Consider the following 19,367-nt stretch of genomic DNA (forward strand, 5'->3'; position numbering starts at 1 on the left):
GCGACTAAATCTGACAGGATCTGACAGCATACCCACAGAATGACGACCGTCATCTCAGGGAAGGAGGACTGGATGTTCTGCCAAACCGTGTTTGTTATCCCTGGCGCCTGTGTGGTTCACATGGCGGGATGTCGGTCAACCGGAAAAGAGCCGCTGTGGATCAGGTCGGCGTTTCAAGCGTCCTGTCGGGATCGATCGAGCAAACAGGGCACGACGAGGGCATAGCCCAGACCATGCTGGGTCAGGATGGGACTGGGGCCGGGATGATGGTTGGCAATCTTCTGACGGGTGCGGCGCACCAGCGTCTCGAGGGCGCGTGCGGCGCTCTCGTCCACACGCCCATAGAGTTCGGTGAGCAGTGTGGACCGTGGCACAGGGTCGCCATCGCCCCTGGCCAGAAGTTCGAGCAACTGACACTCCTTGGGTGTGAGTTCCAGCAGCTGACCATCGGGCCGTTGGAGCCGATGCTGACGAATGAGCAGCCGCCAGGCCGATGCATCGGCCTGATTCGAGGACAGCCTGTCTGAGATCTGTTCGCGTCGACTGGCCAGACTGGCGATGGCGGCGGCCAACTCGCGCCCATCAAACGGTTTGCCGAGAAAGAGATCCGCGCCGGTCTGATAGCAGTCGACGCGTGTTTCGAGCGTATCGCGCGCGGTGATGACGATGATGGAACTGGTGGTGTTGTGACGGGTGTAGTCGACCAGGATCTTGCCCGACTGGTCGGGTAGACCCAAGTCGATCACGGCCACGGCGAAGTCGCCTTCGCTCAGACAGCGGTAATAGGCAAGACTGTCGCCCACGGCAGTGACACTATACCCGACGAGTCCGAGATAGCTCTCCAGGCTGGCGCGCAGCATGGCATCGTCCTCGACCAATAGCACCCGCGTGTGCTGGCTCATGAAACGACCTCGGCTTCCGACTCGGCGATGGCAAAGCTTAGACGAATCTCGAAGTAATCCGGTTGGTCGAGCCGCACCTCGACCTGACCCTCCTGATTTTCGACCAGCTTGTTGACCAGATACAGTCCCATGCCGAGTCCGGATCGGCCCTGGCTGTTGGCTCCACGCACTGATTTTTTCAGCAAGGCGGCGCCTTCGAGCTGCGGACTGGCCGTGCAGTGGTTGCCGACGACAAGGCGGGCGTGCTGCTCGCCGCGCGTCAGGGTGACCTGGATCGGTTGCTCGGGCTGGCCGTACTTGCGTGCATTGTCGAGCAGATTGATCACAACCGTCTTGAGGAGTGCTGGATCGGCGAGGATGGTCGCGGTTCCTTCGGCGCCCCAGTCGATACGCGGGGCTGGATCGGGCCAACTGGCGCGGATGGCGTCGAGACACGAATCCAGCCACGCCACCAGTTCGAGCGGTTCGAGATGGAGGCGTCGATGCTCGCCCCAGTTATCGCGGCGCAAGGAGCCGTCGAAGACCTCGGCCAGCCGTTGGATGGCGAGATCCATGTTGCGCAGGCTATGGCGCCAATGATTCGGGTCCTGGGTCAGCGTCAGGATGTCGAGATTGGTCTTGAGGATGGCCAGCGGGGTGCGATATTCGTGGGTGACGAGGTCGATGAAGCGACTCTGCTGATCGCGAATCTCGCGCTCGCACGCCGCCATCTCCAACGCCTGTTGCACCTGGTCGAGCGCCGTGCGGTGGGCGTCGTGCAAGGCCTGGTTGCGCGCGTCGACTACCGAATGCAGCGCGATCAGACCACCAAACGCGGCCAGACGCAGACTCTGGAGCAAGGGGACGTCATCGCCAACGCCACCCAACAGTTCAACCACGCGCTCGGCGGCAAAGACCGCGCGCAAGCGCCGATTCTCCAGCATCAGGAAGGCGCTCACCCGCCCTTGAACCATCACCGGCAGCCCCAGGAGCGCGCACAGCGGCAGGTCGGTGAAATACGGATCGGCGGCGAAGCGGCTGTCGAGCACAGCATCGTCGGAGACCACCGGCTTCTGAGTCTGGCTCCCTAAGCGCAACACGCTGGACGAGACGAGTCGCTGATCCACGGCGGCAGCCAGCGGCCAGCGCCCGATTGGCTCCCCGTTCGACAACCCACCTTCCAGGAACCAGTGCCCCTCCTCATCCAGGGCCAGAAACCGCACGTCGGTCGCCCCGGTCAATTGCGCGACCAGCTCCATCACCCGTGTGACCAATCCAACACCCGAGGTCTCGGTGGACAACAGCTCCGTGGTGCGCAGAAGCGCCGTCTGATCCAGGTTTCCCGGCTCCAGCCAAGATGGGGTGATCGCCTGGCTGGCGTTGATGAAGGGCCAGAGGCGCCGCATCGCTTGGGCCTTACCCGTCGCGCCCCACTGGAAGTAGAGCTGGTGGGCACGGATCAGCAGCGCGCGCCCGGTGTGCTCCAGCCCATAGCGCATGTGACAGAGCCCGGCGCGCTCAGTGATGAACGCCTGGTGCCAGAGTCGTTGGTGGGCCTGAGCGTTCCGCATCGCCCGTTCGAACACCTGGAGTGCCGACCAGGGATCACCCAACGCGGCGAGACGCTCGGCCTCGATCAGGTCATGCAGATGACCGAAGTTCACCGGGGCCTCCTTGGCGCGGGCTGCGAGCCACCCCTGACTGATGCTCAATAGCTCCAGACGCTCCGCGCGCTCGCTCTCGCTGGCGTTCGCGAGTCCCTGGATCAGCGTCAGCGAGAGCAGCAGATTGAGGAGTGCCGTGGCGTAATGGCAGGCAATAGGTATATAGAGCGTCCCGGCTATCTCGGCATGGCGGGCCAGTGTCGCCTCGTCCTGGAACAGACAGGCTGTCAGGGCGCGATAGAGATGGAAATAGGCGAGCGCCATGGGATCGCCAGCCGCCGCCGCCTGGTAAGTCGTCTCATCGAACTCGGCGTCGCCGAACTCTCCGGGCGACCGAGTCTGCCCCTTCAACGCCCGCACCAACTGGCGCACGGGCAGATAGGTCTGCTCGACGTGCCGACCACCGATCCGGCGCGCAAAATCCAGAGCCATCGTGTTCTCGGCGTCCAGATCGTCGAGTTGGGTGCCGCTGTCGAGGATGGCCGACTGCGTGGCATAGAAGGTCAGGGCGGCGAATTCCAGGTCGGCGGCGCGCATCAGCGCCTCGAAGGCCGCGCGCGTTTCGGGAAGCGTCTGCTCAAGTGGGTGGTGCCAGTGCGCGATGCAGTTAGCGTAAACGAAGCGGCTGCGTGCCGTCTCGCGGCTGTCCTCGCGCGACGCGCCCACCATCAGCGCCGTACGCGACAACTGTTCGGCCTGGGTATAATCGCCACGGAAACTGATGATCGTGATACCGAGGGCCACCAGTGGGAAAAGGCTGGCTTCGCAATAGCCGTCTTCAATCCACAGCCGACCGAGCCGCAGCAGCAACCAGGGAGAGAGCAAAAAGTGGCCGGTGGAGTTGACGGCGTAGACCATTCGGTTCATAAGTTTGGCGATGCTCGCGCGCGCCGGGTCGACCTGCTTCTGGCACTTGGGCAAACGCTCCAAGGCGCCCGCCGCCAGATGCCCGCAAAATAACGACAAATCGTGTTCAATAATGCTCTCGGAACGGATCTCCAAGTGCTTGGGCACATAGCAATTTACCCCATAGTAAAGCGCTTGCAACTGGCAAACTTTTGACAAAGTGGCGAGGAATTTCTGGAAACTCTGATCGAGATCAGCCAGGGGAACCTGCACCCCGAGCCGCTCCAGCAGTGAACAGCCGAGCATGACGGCCTCCTCGTGCCGGACGCGCTGCGATAGGCTGGCGATCTGGATACAGGTGGGATCGACCAGTTGCAGCGGTGCGTCGGCCTGTTCACTGAGTCGCTGATAGACCGCATCGGCCGCGTCGGAGTGGCCCTGACTGTAGAGCACCTGATGGAGTTCGGCGTTCAGGACGAAGGCCAACTCGGGATCATGCTGGTGGTCATCGGCGTCCAGCAGATCGAGCGCCAGGCGCAGGAAGCGCTCGCCCGTTGCCAGCGCGCCGGCATCGATCGCCTGATAGGCCGCCTGGAGGAACAGTCGACGCGCTTGGTCCCGCTCGGCAGGGTCTCGGATCAGCGCCACGGCCACCGCATAATGCTCGGCGGCGCTCAAGCGATGCGCCCGGACCGTCCCGCTGTGGATGAAACGTCGCGCCATGTTCAGGTGCAACGCGGCCCGCGCCTCCGGGTCGCGGAACTGATAGGCCGCCTGCTGCATGCGGTCATGGCAGAAGCGCAGCACAACGTTCGGTCGACCGGCTTGCAAGGCGCGGGCGTCGGCCGTGACCAGAATACCGCGCTCGATGGCCGGCATCAGGGCGCGGGCGAGCGTCTCGGCCGACTGGCCGGTGGCGAGCGCCAGACGTCCCAAACCGAAGTCGTTGCCCAAGGCGGCGGCCGCGACCAGGGTCTCGATCGTCCAGGATTCCAGCGCGCGGAGTTCGGCACTGAGCAGTTCGAGCAGATTGGCGCTGACCGGATGGGTCAGCAGCTCGGCCTCGTTCCAGTGCCAGCGCCCATCCTCGGGGTCGAGCCACAAGAGGCCGCGCCGATAGAGTCCGTTAATCAGCTCAACCAGGAAGAATGGATTGCCCCCGGTCTTGCCCTGAAGCTGAACAGCCAGCGGATGCACCGCCTGGACCGGCTGGCGCAATATCTCGGCGATCACCGCCGCCAGATCCTCCAGCGTCAGGCTCTCCAAGGTCAGCACAGACGGTGGTGTCGCCAGGCGGCTCGCACGGTGCAGCAGGGCGCTGAGCGGATGGATCGCCTCGACCTCGTTGTCGCGGTAGGCGCCGATCAACAGCAGCCCGCCAATCGCCTCGGCGTCCAGGAGTGCGCCAATGAACTCCAGCGAGGGCGGGTCGGCCCATTGCAGGTCGTCGAGAAAGAGCACCAGCGGCTGTTCAGCCGAGGCGATCTGGCGCACCAGCGCCACCAGCAGGGCACGACGCCGCCGCTGGGTTTCGATGGGATCGAGTGGCGGCGCGGGCGCTTGCTCGCCCAGCAGGGTCGCCAGCTCGGGGATGACATCGAACAGGGCGGCCACGTCCGGCCCAACGCCCGTGAGGATACGCCGGCGCCAGGCGTCGCGCCGGGTGTCCGGTTCAGCCAGTAGCTGCTCGCAGAGACGGCCCAGGGCGCGCGCGGGGGCCAGGAAAGGCCGACCGCTCTGGAATTGCTCGCTCTTGCCATGGACGAACAGCCCTCGGCTCAGGGTGACGGGCCGAATGATCTCCTGGATGAGCGCGGTTTTGCCGACACCCGAATAGCCGGCCACGAAGAGCGCGCGCGTCTGCCCCTCGGTGACGGCGCGAACCTGCTCCATCAGGGTGGTCAATTCCTGGTCGCGCCCGTGGAGACGACGCGGCGGACGCGGCGACAGGCGCGGATCGCGGGTGCGCAGCCGGATAGCCGCCAGTGGTTCCTGCCGGGCAACGGCTTGGCGTAGTCGCTGTAGGTCATGGGCCAACCCCATCGCGCTCTGATAGCGATCGTCGGGTTCCTTGGCCAGCAGGATCAGGATAAGGCGTGAGAGTAGGTGAGGCAGCCAGGGGGCGCGCTCGTGGGGTGGCTGTGGATCGCGCGCGAGATGGGCGTGCATGAGTGCGAGCGGATCCGCTTCCTCGAAGGGCGGTGTACCCGTGGCCAGGGCATAGAGCACCAGGCCCAGCGAATAGAGATCAGTTCGATAGTCGACCGGCCGGTTCATGCGCCCGCTCTGCTCGGGTGAGCGATAGGCGGGATGGCCCGCCAGTCGGCTCGGGCTGGTGAACTCCAGCGGCCTTTCGACGAAGGTGGTGGCGTGTGAGAAATCCAGGATCCAGACGCGCCCGTCTTCAGGATGAACGCGGATGCAGGCGGGTTCGAGTGCCTGATGGATGACCCCGCGCTCGTGGATGGCGCCCACAAGACGCGCCAGCGATTCGGCGATGGCCAGAAAGCGACCGAGATCGACCTGCCCCAACAGATCGGAGCCATCCAGAGCCGATGCGTCAGGATCATCCACCCGCCAGCCGCCCGTGGCTCCCTCCTGGAACCACAGACGTGGACAGCCGCTGAGGCCCTGCACGCGCTCCAGCACCCACCGCTCCGTGTCTGAGGGCACACGGTTGCGGGGCATCGGACCTGAAAAATCCGTCGTTGGGGGTGTGGCGCTCTGTTCAGACATGGGCGTCATCTCTGTGGAAGTGACTGATTTTTATGCGCCGTCAGCGCCTATCTCTGAGAATATGCGCTGATTGGCTAAAAACATACGCTGACAACTATCGCATCCGCTGAGTTTATAGATTTTCTCGATACGCGGATATTGTTCGTCGAATCCCTCTGAGCCTCGTTCGTGCCGCAACGTTCAGTGTTCGATACGCGCCTCGCTGTCAGCCGATCAATCGAGCCGAACACGCGTGCGCGCCGACGCGCCCTGCCCGTCCACAACGACCAGAGTCACATAACCCGGCCCACTTGGCGTCCAGCGTGAAGTCCGCGAAAAGGGTTCCTGTCCGATCGGAGCACCATCGGCAAACCAGGTAAAGGGCGGCGTGCCGCCACGGACCTTGAGGACCAGCGGGGCGGCCTTGGCGGAACCAAGTCCCAGCTCGATGCGCGCCGCTGGTGGCGGGTAGGCGATCTCCAATCCCGAGCCGCTTGCCGTTGATCGACCACTGTTTGGTACTCGGCGCAGCGATGCCGGTAGATTGGCGTTGCTGGTCATGTGGAGGCCGGGCGGAGGCGCATGCAAGGGGACGCGCGGACCGAGTTGGGCGAAGACGTCGATCAAGACCGGCGCGGCCGCATCGATCCCGGCCAGACCGGGTACAGGTGCCCCGTCCGCCCGACCGGTCCAGACGCCCACCACCCAGCGTCCATCGAAACCGATGGCCCAGGCATCGCGATAGCCGTAGGAGGTGCCGGTCTTGAAGGCGATCCGCTCGGCCGTGGCACGATCCGGGGCCGGCACCCCGGCGAGTATTGAACCGACCAGCCAGGCCGCGCGTGCGTCCAGCACCGGGCGTGCCGTCTGGGTGCGCGGTGTGTGAGCGGGATCAAGGCCCGTTGCGTCGCGTTCGAGCGATTCGCGCAGCACGACCCGCGAACCACCGCGCGCGATGGCGGCATAGAGCCGGACCAGATCGGTGAGCGTCACGCCCACACCGCCCAGACCGATGGCCAGACCGGGCGCGGAGAGTTCCGGCAGCGCCGGCTCGACCCCGGCGCGACGCAGACGGGCCACCAGACGCGCCGGTCCCACGGCGTCCAGCAGCTTGACCGCTGGAATATTGAGTGAGGCTTGCAGGGCGCGGCGCACCGAGACCGTGCCCTGGAATTCGCGGTCGAAGTTGGTCGGGGCATAGCCGGCGAATCCGGTTGGGCGATCCTCGATCAGACTCTCGGGATGGGCGATACCGTCCTCGAAGGCCAGACCATAGATCAGCGGTTTGAGCGTCGAGCCGGGCGAGCGGATGGCGCGGGTCATGTCGACATGGCCCCGGCGCGCTTCGTCGAGCGGATCGGGTGAGCCGACCGACGCCCAGACCTCGCCGGTGGTGTGATCGGCGACCAGGATGGCGAGCGAGACCCGTTCGCCCAAGGCGCGGGCGCGCTCAGCGGCCAGTGTCTCCAGGCGCTCCTGGAGTCGCGCATCGAGGGTCAGGCGCTGGACGGGGCGTTCGGGGTGGGCGCGATGCTGGCGCCAGGCCAGATGGGCGGCGAGCATGGGAAAGGGACGGCGCGCGCTCGGTACCGGCTCGCGCAGGGCGCCGGCCAGCTCGATGGCGTCGATCAGACCGGCGGCGTGGAGACGCTGAAGGATGGCCTCGCGCGCGCGGCGCAGGGTCTCGGGGTCGCGGTCGGGGCGGCGCGCTTCGGGAGCCTGGGGAAGCGCGATCAGCAGTGCCGATTCCGCCGCGGTCAGCCGGTGCGGTTCATGGCCGAACCAGGCGAGCGCCCCGGCGCGCACGCCTTCGAGGTTGCCGCCCTGGGGCGTCAGATTGAGATAGGCGCTGAGGATGCTGTCCTTGTCGAGCCGTCGCTCCAGTGCTAACGCCAGACGCATCTGATGCAGTTTGCCCGCCAGATCACGGGTCGAGCGCCCGTCGAGCAGTCGCGCCAGTTGCATGGTGATCGTCGAGCCGCCGGAGACGATGCGCCCGTGTCTGAGCCATTGCCAGGCCGCGCGCACGAGCGCCAGCGGATCGACCCCGGCGTGGTCGCGAAAGCGCCGGTCCTCGATGGCCTGGAGCCGGGCGAGATAGCGCGGATCGACTGCATCGAGCGTGACCGGCAGCCGCCAGCGCCCGTCGGCCACGGCAAAGGCACGCAGCAGCCGCCCCTCGCGATCGAGGATCTCGGGCGAGGTGGCGAGTTCGATCTCAGGCAGCGGGGCGGTGTCGATCCAGTCGTCGAACCACAGCCAGGCGCCGACCCCGGCACCGATGGCCAGGGCGATGAGCAGGATCGAAACTGGAAAGATCTTCAGGAACTGAAGCCGCAATTATGACAATGGCAACAAATTGATGAACGGATGATGATTCTTCCAGCGATAGGCGTGAAAATCACGCTGATCGGTGGAAACAATGCGTCCATGTCCCAGGTGTTCGGCCAGGATCAGAAGCGAAGCATCGGCTAAATCCATCGGTAGATCGGCATATTGACGCATCCGCCGTAGCATATCCGGGTAAGCTGTTGGTTCCGGATCAAAAATCGTGACGCCTTGAGCCGTGATCGTTTCCAGCCACGCGAGTGTCATCGGGACGCCAATTCGATTGAACAGCAGATGCGTGGTCTCGACCAGAACCTGGCAAGTGGTGATCAGGGACTCGCGATTGCGCTTGAAGAAGGTCCGGCATGCTGGATGGTATTGGTCACGCCGATTTGCCAAGCCGACCCAGGCACCGGTATCGACGATGATCAAGGCTGTTCTCCATGCTTGCCCGAAAAATCAAGCTGCGTTTTATAGTTTTTCGCAAGCGAGACCTCCGCCTCGATACAGCCGACAAAGCCAATGTCTTCCAATGCCGCATACAGCGGAGAGGGTTCTTCCGCGTCCTCGTCCGGCTCCGGAAATAGCTCCTGTCCCAGATCAATGAGTGCCGCCAGCACTTCCGGTAACGGCTTTTGCAAACGTCGCTGAATGTCCATGAGACGTTGCCCGTGAATCTCGTCCAGTTTGGCCTCGATATACATTTTGCTTACCTTTGCTCACTGACTGCGACCATACCAGTCTCGGTCCAGGCGCGCAGACTGGGCCGGTACATGTCCTCCACCGTCGCGGCCGGATGCGCGAAGACGCCCGGAGAGACGGCGCGCAACCGATAGGCGAGCTGGAACTGGGCCGAGTCGTCGGCATCGCGGTCGATGGCGGCGATGAAACGATCGGCGCGGAACTCGGTATGCTTGGCTTCGTTCTCCAGACCCAGCCAGGGGATACCTGAGATGTCGCCGGCGCGGATCAGGTTGGGGTTGTCGATCTCCAGCCCCGCCGGCAGCGGATCATTAAGGATCAGCCGCGCCTGACGCGGCTCGCTCGCGTTGACTGTGAGCACGGCGATCAGACGCTCACCCTGCTCGACCTCCGCCAACTGAACCCGCCGTCCCTCCAGATCGTAATAAGCGCGCTCGATGCGATAGCCCTGACCGCCAGCCGGTTCAGGCACGCGCGGTACACCGCTCACTGTCACCAGCGCCTCGACCGGAGTCGCGCCGCGATTGATGATCGACAGCGGGCGTGCCGCCAGTTGCGTGTCATCGACGCGACGATGGAAAACACCCGCCTGCGCTGCACCATCGATACTCAAGCTCGGCTGTTCGCTCGACTGCATCAGGGCGTTGGCCGCGAGCAATAGCCACGCCTGTTCCTGGGTGCTGGTGTAGGACTCGCCCACCCACAGCGCCTGGAGCCGCTGCGCGAGCGACTGGAGATTCACCGCCGACGACTCGCTCTCGGCAGCCAGCGTCAGCAGTCCCGCGCCATCACGCAACACTGAGCCGTAGTCCGAGCGCCAGCGTTGATTGTCGTGGCTCCGAGCCAGCATGCCGAGCGCGTTCCTGAACAATCCATCGGCGCGCGGGCGGTCGCCCTGGATGGCGAGCGCGGCGGCGAGCTGGGACACGGCCAGCGGGGTGGCGAAGGCGTCGAGCTTGGTGTCGGCGTAATAGCGCAGATCGCCGATCGCGGCGCGGCCGTTGCGGGCCAGCACATAGAGCGCATAGGCGATGTCCTCGCCGCCCGAGCTGAAGTCCGGGGCGTAGCTAAGCGTATTGCGCAGATTGTCGAGCGCCATCTGGAAGGGCGCGTCCGGCACCGCGTAGCCCTTCTCGCGCGCACGGGTTAGGAAGTCGGTGACATAGGCATCGAGCCAGGTATCGCCGCCGCCGTCGTTGCCCCAGAGACCGAAGCTGCCGCTGCTGTCCTGCTTGGCCAGGATCTCGACGATGGCCGTGCGCACCCGCTCGCTCGCCCCGCCTTCACCCGCGAGTCCGGCGCGCTCGGCGACGGCGTTGAGATAGAGCAGCGGCAGGGCGCGGCTGGTGAGCTGCTCGGCACAACCATAGGGATAGCGGTCGAGCGCCATCAGCAGTCCGGCGACATCCAGCCGCCCGGCGCCGCCGATCGAGACCAGCAGCGAGCCGGTTCCAGGCACACGGTCGGCCAGCCGTCCAGCGTCCAGACTCAGTTCAGCGCCCGGCTGGAGCGTCACCACCTCGGTGCGACTGGTGCGCGGCGCGTTGGAGCGCACGGGTACGCGCAGCGTCTTGCGCAGGGTCTGCCCATCCGGGGTCAGCAGATCGATGTTCAACCGCGCATCGCCGACCGACTCGGCCTGAAGCGCGACGCTGGTCCGTGCCCGCTCGCCCTCGGCCAGGGTCAAGCTGGAGCGGGCCGACTCGGGCGCGACCTGTATCTGATCGCCTTCAGCGACCACCGAGAGTCCGATCTCACCGCCCGGCCCCTCGACCGCGTCCAGACCCAGCAACAGCCGCGAGCGGTCGCCCGGCGCCAGGAAACGCGGCAGCGTCGGCGTGACCACGATGGGATCGCGCACCACCAGATCGCGCACCGCATGGCCCACGCCCTCGGCGCTCCAGGCCATGGCCATGACCCGTACCGTGCCGTTGAAGTCGGGAAGCTCCACCGAAACACTGGCGCGACCGCGCGCGTCGAGTTTGATGATGCCCGAGTAATAGGCGAGCAGTTCCTCGGTCGGCGGCGGACCTTCGATATTCAGGCTCAGTCCGTCGCCGCCGGTGCGCACCACACCCGGCACGCCCTGCATCCGGTCGATGAGCCGGCCATAGAGATCGCGGATCTCCATCCCTAACCGACGTTGGGCGAAATACCAGTCATCCGGCGCCGGCGGCTGATAGCGTGTGAGGTTCAGAATCCCGAGATCGACCGCCGAGACCGTGACATAGACCGCCTGTCCGGCCTTGGCGCCCTCGACCTGGACCGGAATCTCAATCGTCTGGCGCGGACGTACCGTGCCGCTGAGCTGGGGCGTCTCGGGCAGCGCCAGCGCCAGCTTGCGCGCACCCGGATCGACGCCCGCCCAGGTCAGACCGAGCGCGCGGCCCGGCATCCGGCGTGCCTCCAGATCCATCGGGCGATAGAGCGCGGCCGTGACATAGGCGCCCGGCCCCCAGTCGGCGGTCACCGGCAGTTCGACGGTCGCGCCGTTTTCGGGCACCTTGATCGCTTTCATTGTGATCAGCCGGTCATCGATCACCATCAGCAGCGCCAGACCGGCGAAACGCGGTTCGAGCCGCACCCGCGCCGTCTCACCGACCCGATAGCTGGGCTTGTCGAGCGAGACCTTGAGCAAATCGGGCGTGTCCTGTGTCTTGGGATGAACGTACCAGCCGGCCTCGAATTCCAGGTCTACCGGCAGCACCGCACCATCCGGGGTCGAGAGCGTCAGCCGATAGCGGCCCCAGTCGACGGCGGCTTCGATCCGGCCGGCATCGAGCGCGTCCAGATCCAGGCTGCCGTCGGCCACGCGCTCGGTGGTGGTGATGGGCTCATAGTTCCAGTGGCCGTCCGAGGCGTACCACTGGAAGCTGGTCTTGAGCCGCGCCAGGGTCCAGCGCACGCCGGACAGCGACTGGCGCCGACCATCGGGATCGATGGCGATGGCCTCGAACCGGGCATTACCGCCCTCCTCCACCGAACCCTCGAACAGTGGCTTGAGTCCGATCCGCGTCTGTTTGGACGCGACCGGACGCTTGAGCTGGCGCTCGACCGGCCGTCCGCCCTCCTCCAGCACCCGCACCTGGATGTCAGCCTCCAGCAGCTTGGTGGTCGGCGGGATCTCGGGCAGATCCAGTAACACCTCGGCGTGCCCGGCGGCATCCGTGCGCCCGCTCGACAGCGGCGCGCCGAGCGGTTCGAGTTCCTCGCTCGCCAGACCGAAACGATAGCCGGGGAAGGCCGCCAGGGTCTCGGTCGGTTTCAACTGGATCTCGCCTTCCAGCGCTAGTCCGCCCGCCGGTGCGCCATAGAGGAAGCGCGCATCGAGCGTGAGCGACGGCGGATCGACCGGATCGATGGTCGGACTGGAGGAATCCAGCTCGAAGGTCAGCCGCTCGGGTAAAAAGTCCTCGACCAGAAACGCCAGCTCGGCCAGCGCCGGCCCCTTGGGATCGGCATAGACCGCCGCGCGCCAGGTACCGCGCGGCGCGGTCTTGGTGAGCTGGACATCGGCGGCATGACCGCCCTGCCCCTGATCCTGAGTGAGGGTGCGCAGATATTCCATGCCGTCCGGGCGCTTGACGATCAGCGTGATCGGCAGATCCGTCACCGCCCGCGCGCGCGAGTCACGCACCAGCGCCGTGAGATGCACGGTCTCGCCCGGTCGATAGGCGCCGCGTTCGCTGACCAGATAGACATCGAGCGGCTTGGGCGGGGGCCGGCCCTCGACGCCCCGGTCGCTCAGATCGAAAGGCGATTGGGTCAGATCGAGAAAGGCATAGTCCCCGACCGACGACTCAGCCACCAGCAGCGCCGGGGCATTGCCGCCGGTGCCGCGCAGCAGGCCGGGATCGAAGCGGGCATGGCCTTCGTTATCCGTCACGGCGCGGCCCAGGATCTCGTTGTTGACCGCCACCAGCCGCAAGTCGACCCGTCCGAGTGGCTTGGCACTGGAGAGCGAGCGCACCAGGGCATGCAGTCCGTCGTTACCGGCCAGCGTGGTCAAACCCAGATCCGAGACCAGGAACCACTGAGTCGCCAGCGAGTCGCCATCATCAGGCGCATTGCGTGGGCGCACCGTCAGGACATGGATGCCGGGTTTGAGTTCGGACACCAGGGCGCCAACCGGCACCGCCGTGGTCACCTCGCGGTTGAGTTCGGGCTTGACCTCGATGGTGCCTTTCCAGATCGACTCGCCGGTCTGCCCCTGGATGCGCTCCAGATTCCAGCGCCCGAGCTGTTGTTCCAGCAGACCTTCCTCCAGCACCTGGGTCAGGACGCGATCACCGAGCCGATGAACTTCGGCCTCCAGCGTGTCGGTGTTCACCGAGACCACCGGAATCGCCGCCTCGCCGCCCTTGGGCAGCACATAGGCGCGTCCGAGGAAGCGAGCCATGGGCGCGCGGTCGCGGACATAGATGTCGAGTTCCGAGCCTTTGCTCAGCGTCTCGCCATCGTCGGCGGGCAGTCCGGGACGCACCAGCACCTGATAACGCTCGCCGTGGCGCACGCCGTCGATACAGATCTGCTTGGACTCCGCCTCGATCGGCAGGTCGGTGCGGGCGACGACGCGCACGAAGTCGGTGAGATTGGGCCGGCGCAGATCGAGCGGGTCGCTGAACTGGATGCAGATGCGCGGACTGGCGGCGTCTGACTCGACCTCATGCCCCGTGACCCGGAAGCCATGCTCGGCGATCTGCTGGTCGAGGATCTGGCGCAGATTGGCCGCATCGACCAGGGCGAGCGAAGCCCGATTGGCGCGGATCGCGCCGCGCCACTCGTTGCGCTGGGCCAGGGTGCGGGCGATGAGCGCCAGCGTGGCGGCCCGTTCGTCAGCCGATCGGACCTGTGGATAAGCATTGATGGCGGCGGCGGTCGCCTGCCGACGATAACGCTGGCGCGCGTCCCAATCGCCACTCTGAGCGGCCGCGAGCGAGGATTCGGCCAGCGCCGTCCAGAGTTCTGAGTCGTCGGGCGCCAGACGCAGCGCCTGGGACTGGAGCGCGGCGGCCTGGGCGGGTTGGTTGGATTGCAGCGCCGTGCGCGCCTGGGCCGTCAGGGTTGCGAGCGTGGTCGTTGGCGGAGGTGCGCTCGCCAGCTTGGCCGACAGCCGGCGTGCTTCAGCCAGCTCGCGCGGCGGCAGAAAGCCGAGATCGGCCAGGCGCGCGGCGGATGAGGCCGGGCGTGGTGGCGTCCCGTCCGTACCCGCGACCTGACCGGTCCGCTCGACCACATATCCGGAGACCGCTCCCGCAAAGGGACGCGCGTCCTCGTGGCTCTCCTTGAGGAAACACCATTCGGCCTTGGTGTTGTAGGTGAAGGCCCGGCAGCGGCTGTCGTTCAGACAGGCGGTCTGGCAGTCGTCCAGGGTCACGGATTTCAGGGTCGCATAATCCCGACCGAAATAATCCACGCCGGGCGAGAGCTCGATGGCGCGTTCGGCGGCCGGCGTCGTGGCAAGCGGCCAGATGAGGGTCAGGCAGAGCAGGAACGCAAAACGCGCGAAGGCGGAGACAGGCACGGGAGCGGACATGGCGGCGACCCCATCGATGGTGGACCGGAGGAGCTGGATCGACTCGCAGTCTAACGCCAGGTGCCAGACGTGGAGAAGCTCAGTGTATCTTTCTGCTCGAAGTCCCAGAGCGCCACGGTTTCCAGCCATACTGCGCCTGGCTTCAGCGAACACTTTTCGTCAAAAGCCAGGCATCCGCCCTCGATGAGTTCGCGTTCAACGCTTAACACGCAGTTTCACTAAGGTTACTATCGGCAGGCTTGACCGATTCGGTGGTCTCGCTCGCAGTTTCACACAGGCTATCGGTTCATCAACCACAGCAACCCAAACATCAGGAGGGTTCGTCGTGACAAAATCCGCAAAATCTCAAGGCTCGTTGATGCTTGCCCTGTTCCCGCTCATCATCCTCTATGCCGGCACCGTCGCGCTCTTCGCGCTCACCCGCGAAAACACCAGCGACATCGCGACCTATTGGGGCTACTTCGTCCCGGTGGTCGGACTCATCTCGCTGGTCACTGCCTGGGGCAACGCTTACGCGCGTGGTGACTCGCGTCTGTTCTATCTCATCAAGCAGATCATCATCTGGGGCGCCTTCATCTGGGTGCTGACCATCCTCCAGAAGATGGGCATCGACTCAGCCATCGGCGGTCAGAAAGCCGCCGTCACCCTGATCATGATGACCGCCCTGGTCGCGCTGCTGGTCGGCCTCTATCTGGACACCAAGATGGTGTTCTATGGCGCCTTCCTCGGCTTCTGCGGCTATCTGCTGGCCGATCCGGGCCATTCGGCCATCCTGGTCAAACTCGGCGAGCCCTTCAAGGTCGTCGATCCGGCCAACAAGCCTTTGACCATGGTCATCGCGCTGGCGATCGTCGCCTTCCTCGTTGCGGCCTTCCTGATGCTGAGCACCCGCGGCTCGGTCGCCGCCAAGCGCTCTTCCTGAAGCGCGATCGGGCACGCCGGGCGATATTCGGGTTCGGATTCGCCTGACGGAATGCCCAGACACAGGGATGTGTCTTCCCAAACCGGCTCAAGCCAGTCGCCTCAGCGCCAGATCCACGCTCAGATGCAGTAACGATGGCTCCGGCGTGGCCCTTGACTCGTAATAACATTTAGGATTTGCTTTTCGGAAATCCAATCAAGTCGATTCAATGAGTCAGCTATGGCAGAGCCTCCGGGGATCTCATCTGATCTTCCCAACCTCGATCAGTGCGCGGCTGAGTCCATCCATCTCGCGGGCGCGATTCAGCCGCACGGCGTCTTGCTCGCCATGCATGAACCGCATTGGCGCATCGTCCAGGCGACATCCAACTGTGCCGAGCAGCTCGGAATCGCGCTGGAGTCGCTGCTGGAACGCACGCTGGACAGCGCGCTCGGCGCGGAGCTGCTGACAGCAGCTCAAGCCGGATTGGCGACTTACCGCGAGCAGCCCAGCACCCCCGTTTCGTTCGCCTGGCGCTCGTCGCCGGATGGCCGCGCCTTCACCGGTTATGTGCACGAATCCGACACACTGGTGATCCTGGAGCTGGAGCCGGCGCCCCGTGCTGTCCCCGACGACATACTCGCCCGGGCTGTGCGCGGACTCGTCGGGGTCCGCGCCCAAAGCGATCTGCAGGTGAAACTGCAACGTGCGGCGACATTGCTGCGGGAACTCACCGGCTACGATCGGGTGATGTTATACCGCCTGGATCCAGTGGACTGGCACGGCGAGGTCGTCGCCGAGGCCCGTGAGCCTGACCTGGAGCCTTACCTGGGACTGCACTATCCGGCGTCGGATATTCCAGTTCAGGCACGGCGGCTCTATCAGATCAACCGTACCCGTGCGATCGTCGATATCGACTATGCACCCGTACCGATCGAGCCCGAGCCGAATCCCGTCACGGGCAAGCCACTCGACCTCTCACGCAGTCTGCTGCGCAGCGTCTCTCCGGTGCATGTGGAATACCTCCGGAACATGGGAGTACGCGCCACCCTGACTCTGTCCCTGTTTCACGATGACCGGTTGTGGGGATTGATCGCGTGCCACCACGGCTCTCCCTATCAGGTCTCGGAAGAGATCCGCCGGGTGATGGACTGGATGGCGCAGGATCTGGAAACACAGATCCAGATTATCGAAGAGCGACGCAGTCGCTCCTATGAGCATCAATTGAAAACCTGCCGTGAACGATTGATTGCGGCGATGCGTCAGGGGGTGCGGCTTCCGACCTTGCTGACAGGTCAATATCAATCTGACCTGCTCGGCGCGGTCGGGGCCGAGGGTGTGGCCCTGATTAGCGGTTCTCAGGTGTATACGGCCGGCGCGACGCCCGAGGCTGCACGGATCTCCAGCCTGGTTGCCGACCTCCACCGGCACGACGATGACGACAGCTCGCTGCTGTTCGCCACCGACTGTCTGAGTGACCATCTCCCCGAGACGCTCGACCTTGGGGAGACGGCGGCCGGACTGATGTTCCTGCGCTTGGCGTCCACGCCGGATCTCGCGCTGCTGTGGTTTCGGGCCGAGCAGGTGCGCCATGTAATCTGGGCCGGCAACCCGGATAAGGCGGTCAACATCGGACCCGATGGTCGCATCGGTCCGCGCCAGTCATTCGCTGCCTGGCAGCAGATGGTGCGGTTGCGCAGTTGGCGCTGGACACCGGAGGAACGGGTCTCTGCAACCAGGCTGGGCGCCATCATGGATATCGAACTGCGCCATCAGGCCGAGGCGGCCTCCCAGGCTAAATCGCTCTTTCTCGCCAACATGAGCCATGAGATCCGCACCCCCCTCAATGCCGTGCTTGGCATGGCGCATCTCATGCGCCAGCAAGCCCTTCTCCCCACTCAAGCCGAGCGGCTGGACAAGATCGAGGTCGCGGGACGCCATCTGCTCGATCTCATCAACGCCATTCTGGATCTCTCCAAGATCGAGGATGGCAAAATGGCCCTGGAGGAATCAGCCCTGCGCGTCGAGGCGATCATGCGCAATCTCGTGGCCATGCTCTCCGATCGGGTAACGCAGAAGGGCTTGAAGCTCTGCGTCCAGCTCAAGGCCTGGCCATCGGATCTGCTCGGTGATGCCGCGCGTCTCCAGCAGGCGCTGCTGAACTATGCGGGCAATGCCATCAAGTTCACGGAGACGGGTTCTATCACCCTGCGTGCCTTCCCCGAAGCGGATCTGGGGGACAGCGTGCTGGGACGCTTCGAGGTCGAAGACACCGGCATCGGGATCGCCGCCGAGCATCTGCCCCGTCTGTTCACCGAGTTCGAGCAGGCGGACAACTCGATCACCCGTCAGTACGGCGGCACCGGACTCGGGTTGGCGCTGACCAAACAACTCGCTCAGTTGATGGGCGGTGAGGTCGGGGTCAAGAGTACCCTGGGTGTCGGCAGTACCTTCTGGTTCACTGTGCGCTTGCGGCGGGGGACTGCAACCACCACCGGGACCGTCCCCGTCCCTGCCCCGGCGTCCCTGGATCGAACCACGCTGATCCGGATTTGTACAGGACGTCGTCTCCTGCTCGTCGAGGATGAACCGATCAACCGCGAGATCACCCTGGAACTCATCGCCGACCTGGGACTCTGCATCGACACCGCCGAGAACGGGGCCGAGGCACTGGAGGGCGTGCAACGACACCGCTATGACCTCATCCTGATGGACATGCAGATGCCCGTCATGGATGGACTGGAGGCCACGCGTCGGATTCGCCAACTGCCGACGGTCCCCCAACCCCCCATCGTCGCCATGACCGCCAACGCTTTTGCTGAAAACCAGGCCCAGTGTCTGGAGGCGGGCATGAACGATTTTCTCACCAAGCCGGTCGAGCCGGAACGGCTTCTGGCCGTCATTCAGCACTGGCTGTCACGGCCGGAGCCGGTTTCCTGATGTGAGCGAGCGTTTCTTGCCGACGAGTCCCTTCCAATACGCGCTCCGCATCCGGTTGCATGACACAGATTCAGCCGGGCGGCTGTTCTTCGCCCATCTGTTCCGGCACGCGCAGGACGCGCTCGAAGCCTTCATGGAACACATCGGCTATCCGATCGATGCCATGCTTCGCGACGGCGATATCCTGCTGCCCCTGACCCATGCCGAGGCCGATTACCGGCGTCCGATGCGGCATGGTGACCGGATTCGGGTCGAGGTCCGGGTCGAGGATCTGCGCCGGCGCTCGTTTGCGATCGGCTATCGCTTTCTGAACGAAGCCGGCGAAGAGATGGCGACGGCCAAAACCATTCACGTCCTGGTCATCGACGAGACCCAGGTCGGCGAGTCGCTGCCCGAGGCACTGCGCGCCGGGCTGGCAAACCATGTCATGGCCCACACCCAGCCGCCGGAATGACGCGCCGGACAGCCGTCAGACCAGGGATGGCTCGGCGGTAGGCAGCGGAATCTTCCGCCCCTGCTCGTCGAGCCGCACGAAGGTGATGCAGGTCGAGAAGATCGGCACCTCGCGCCCGGTCTCCAGGTCGTCGGCGTAGACGCTCACGCCATAGGTCAGCGAGGTGCGCCCCCGACAGCTCTCGGCGGCCCCGAAGCGCAGCACGGTGCCTAGCTCGACGCCGCGATGGAATTCGACGCGGTCCATGCCGATGGTGACGAAGCGACAGCCCGGATTGTCGCGGCTGGCGGCGATCCAGGCAATCTCGTCGATCCATTTGAGCAGACAGCCGCCGAACAGATGACCATAGTGGTTGAGATGCTCGGGACGGACGACGGTGTAACTCTCCATGATGGCTCCA

10 protein-coding genes are annotated in these 19,367 nt (G+C 65.0%); 3 read left to right on the forward strand and 7 right to left on the reverse strand.

Features of this window, described 5'->3' with window-relative positions; all coding sequences use genetic code 11:
- Window positions 1-173: 173 nt before the first annotated feature.
- From GJ668_RS02335 to GJ668_RS02360, 6 genes are all read right to left on the reverse strand, one after another.
- Window positions 174-902 carry a response regulator transcription factor gene (locus GJ668_RS02335; RefSeq protein ID WP_155448512.1) on the reverse strand — a complete coding sequence of 243 codons (729 nt, stop codon included), beginning with the start codon at window positions 900-902 and terminating at the stop codon, window positions 174-176.
- On the reverse strand, window positions 899-6,127 hold the full coding sequence (locus GJ668_RS02340) for an AAA family ATPase (protein ID WP_186342832.1): 5,229 nt from the start codon (window positions 6,125-6,127) through the stop codon (window positions 899-901). Before GJ668_RS02340 ends, GJ668_RS02335 begins: the two co-directional genes overlap by 4 nt.
- Before the next feature lie 213 nt (window positions 6,128-6,340).
- Window positions 6,341-8,446 (reverse strand): penicillin-binding protein 1C, encoded by a 2,106-nt coding sequence (pbpC, locus tag GJ668_RS02345; RefSeq protein ID WP_186342833.1) that lies wholly within the window; start codon window positions 8,444-8,446, stop codon window positions 6,341-6,343.
- A complete protein-coding gene (locus GJ668_RS02350) occupies window positions 8,447-8,866 on the reverse strand; it encodes a type II toxin-antitoxin system VapC family toxin (RefSeq protein ID WP_155448514.1) in 420 nt (139 codons plus the stop codon). It abuts the gene before it with no gap.
- Entirely contained in the window at window positions 8,863-9,138 is a 276-nt protein-coding gene (locus tag GJ668_RS02355) for a hypothetical protein (protein ID WP_155448515.1), read from the reverse strand. The genes GJ668_RS02350 and GJ668_RS02355 overlap by 4 nt, the downstream gene beginning before the upstream one ends.
- A gap of 5 nt (window positions 9,139-9,143) precedes the next feature.
- Entirely contained in the window at window positions 9,144-14,672 is a 5,529-nt protein-coding gene (locus GJ668_RS02360) for an alpha-2-macroglobulin family protein (RefSeq protein WP_155448516.1), read from the reverse strand.
- A 325-nt stretch (window positions 14,673-14,997) separates the two neighbouring features.
- On the opposite strand from GJ668_RS02360, the gene GJ668_RS02365 reads away from it, so the two are divergent.
- The 3 genes from GJ668_RS02365 to GJ668_RS02375 all read left to right on the forward strand — a co-directional run bounded on the left by GJ668_RS02365 (window position 14,998) and on the right by GJ668_RS02375 (window position 18,967).
- Window positions 14,998-15,594 (forward strand): hypothetical protein, encoded by a 597-nt coding sequence (locus GJ668_RS02365; RefSeq protein ID WP_343032165.1) that lies wholly within the window; start codon window positions 14,998-15,000, stop codon window positions 15,592-15,594.
- 219 nt (window positions 15,595-15,813) lie between these two features.
- A complete protein-coding gene (locus GJ668_RS02370; protein WP_155448517.1) occupies window positions 15,814-18,513 on the forward strand; it encodes a response regulator in 2,700 nt (899 codons plus the stop codon).
- Window position 18,514: 1 nt separating this feature from the next.
- Window positions 18,515-18,967: an acyl-CoA thioesterase gene (locus GJ668_RS02375; RefSeq protein WP_343032166.1), complete on the forward strand. Its 453-nt coding sequence runs from the start codon at window positions 18,515-18,517 to the stop codon at window positions 18,965-18,967.
- A 15-nt stretch (window positions 18,968-18,982) separates the two neighbouring features.
- Here the strand turns inward: GJ668_RS02375 and GJ668_RS02380 are convergent, their stop codons facing one another.
- Window positions 18,983-19,357, reverse strand: a complete 375-nt coding sequence (locus GJ668_RS02380; protein WP_155448518.1) for an acyl-CoA thioesterase — start codon at window positions 19,355-19,357, stop codon at window positions 18,983-18,985.
- Window positions 19,358-19,367 lie beyond the last annotated feature (10 nt).

Origin of the sequence: Allochromatium palmeri, assembly GCF_009720725.1 — a bacterium.
Taxonomy (GTDB): Bacteria; Pseudomonadota; Gammaproteobacteria; order Chromatiales; family Chromatiaceae; genus Thermochromatium; species Thermochromatium palmeri.

Coding starts and splice junctions, on each gene's coding strand:
- GJ668_RS02360 (WP_155448516.1), bottom strand. CDS start 14,672: ATGTCCGCTCCCGTGCCTGTCTCCGCCTTCGCGCGTTTTGCGTTCCTG.
- GJ668_RS02355 (WP_155448515.1), bottom strand. CDS start 9,138: ATGTATATCGAGGCCAAACTGGACGAGATTCACGGGCAACGTCTCATG.
- GJ668_RS02335 (WP_155448512.1), bottom strand. CDS start 902: ATGAGCCAGCACACGCGGGTGCTATTGGTCGAGGACGATGCCATGCTG.
- GJ668_RS02340 (WP_186342832.1), bottom strand. CDS start 6,127: ATGTCTGAACAGAGCGCCACACCCCCAACGACGGATTTTTCAGGTCCG.
- GJ668_RS02370 (WP_155448517.1), top strand. CDS start 15,814: ATGGCAGAGCCTCCGGGGATCTCATCTGATCTTCCCAACCTCGATCAG.
- GJ668_RS02380 (WP_155448518.1), bottom strand. CDS start 19,357: ATGGAGAGTTACACCGTCGTCCGTCCCGAGCATCTCAACCACTATGGT.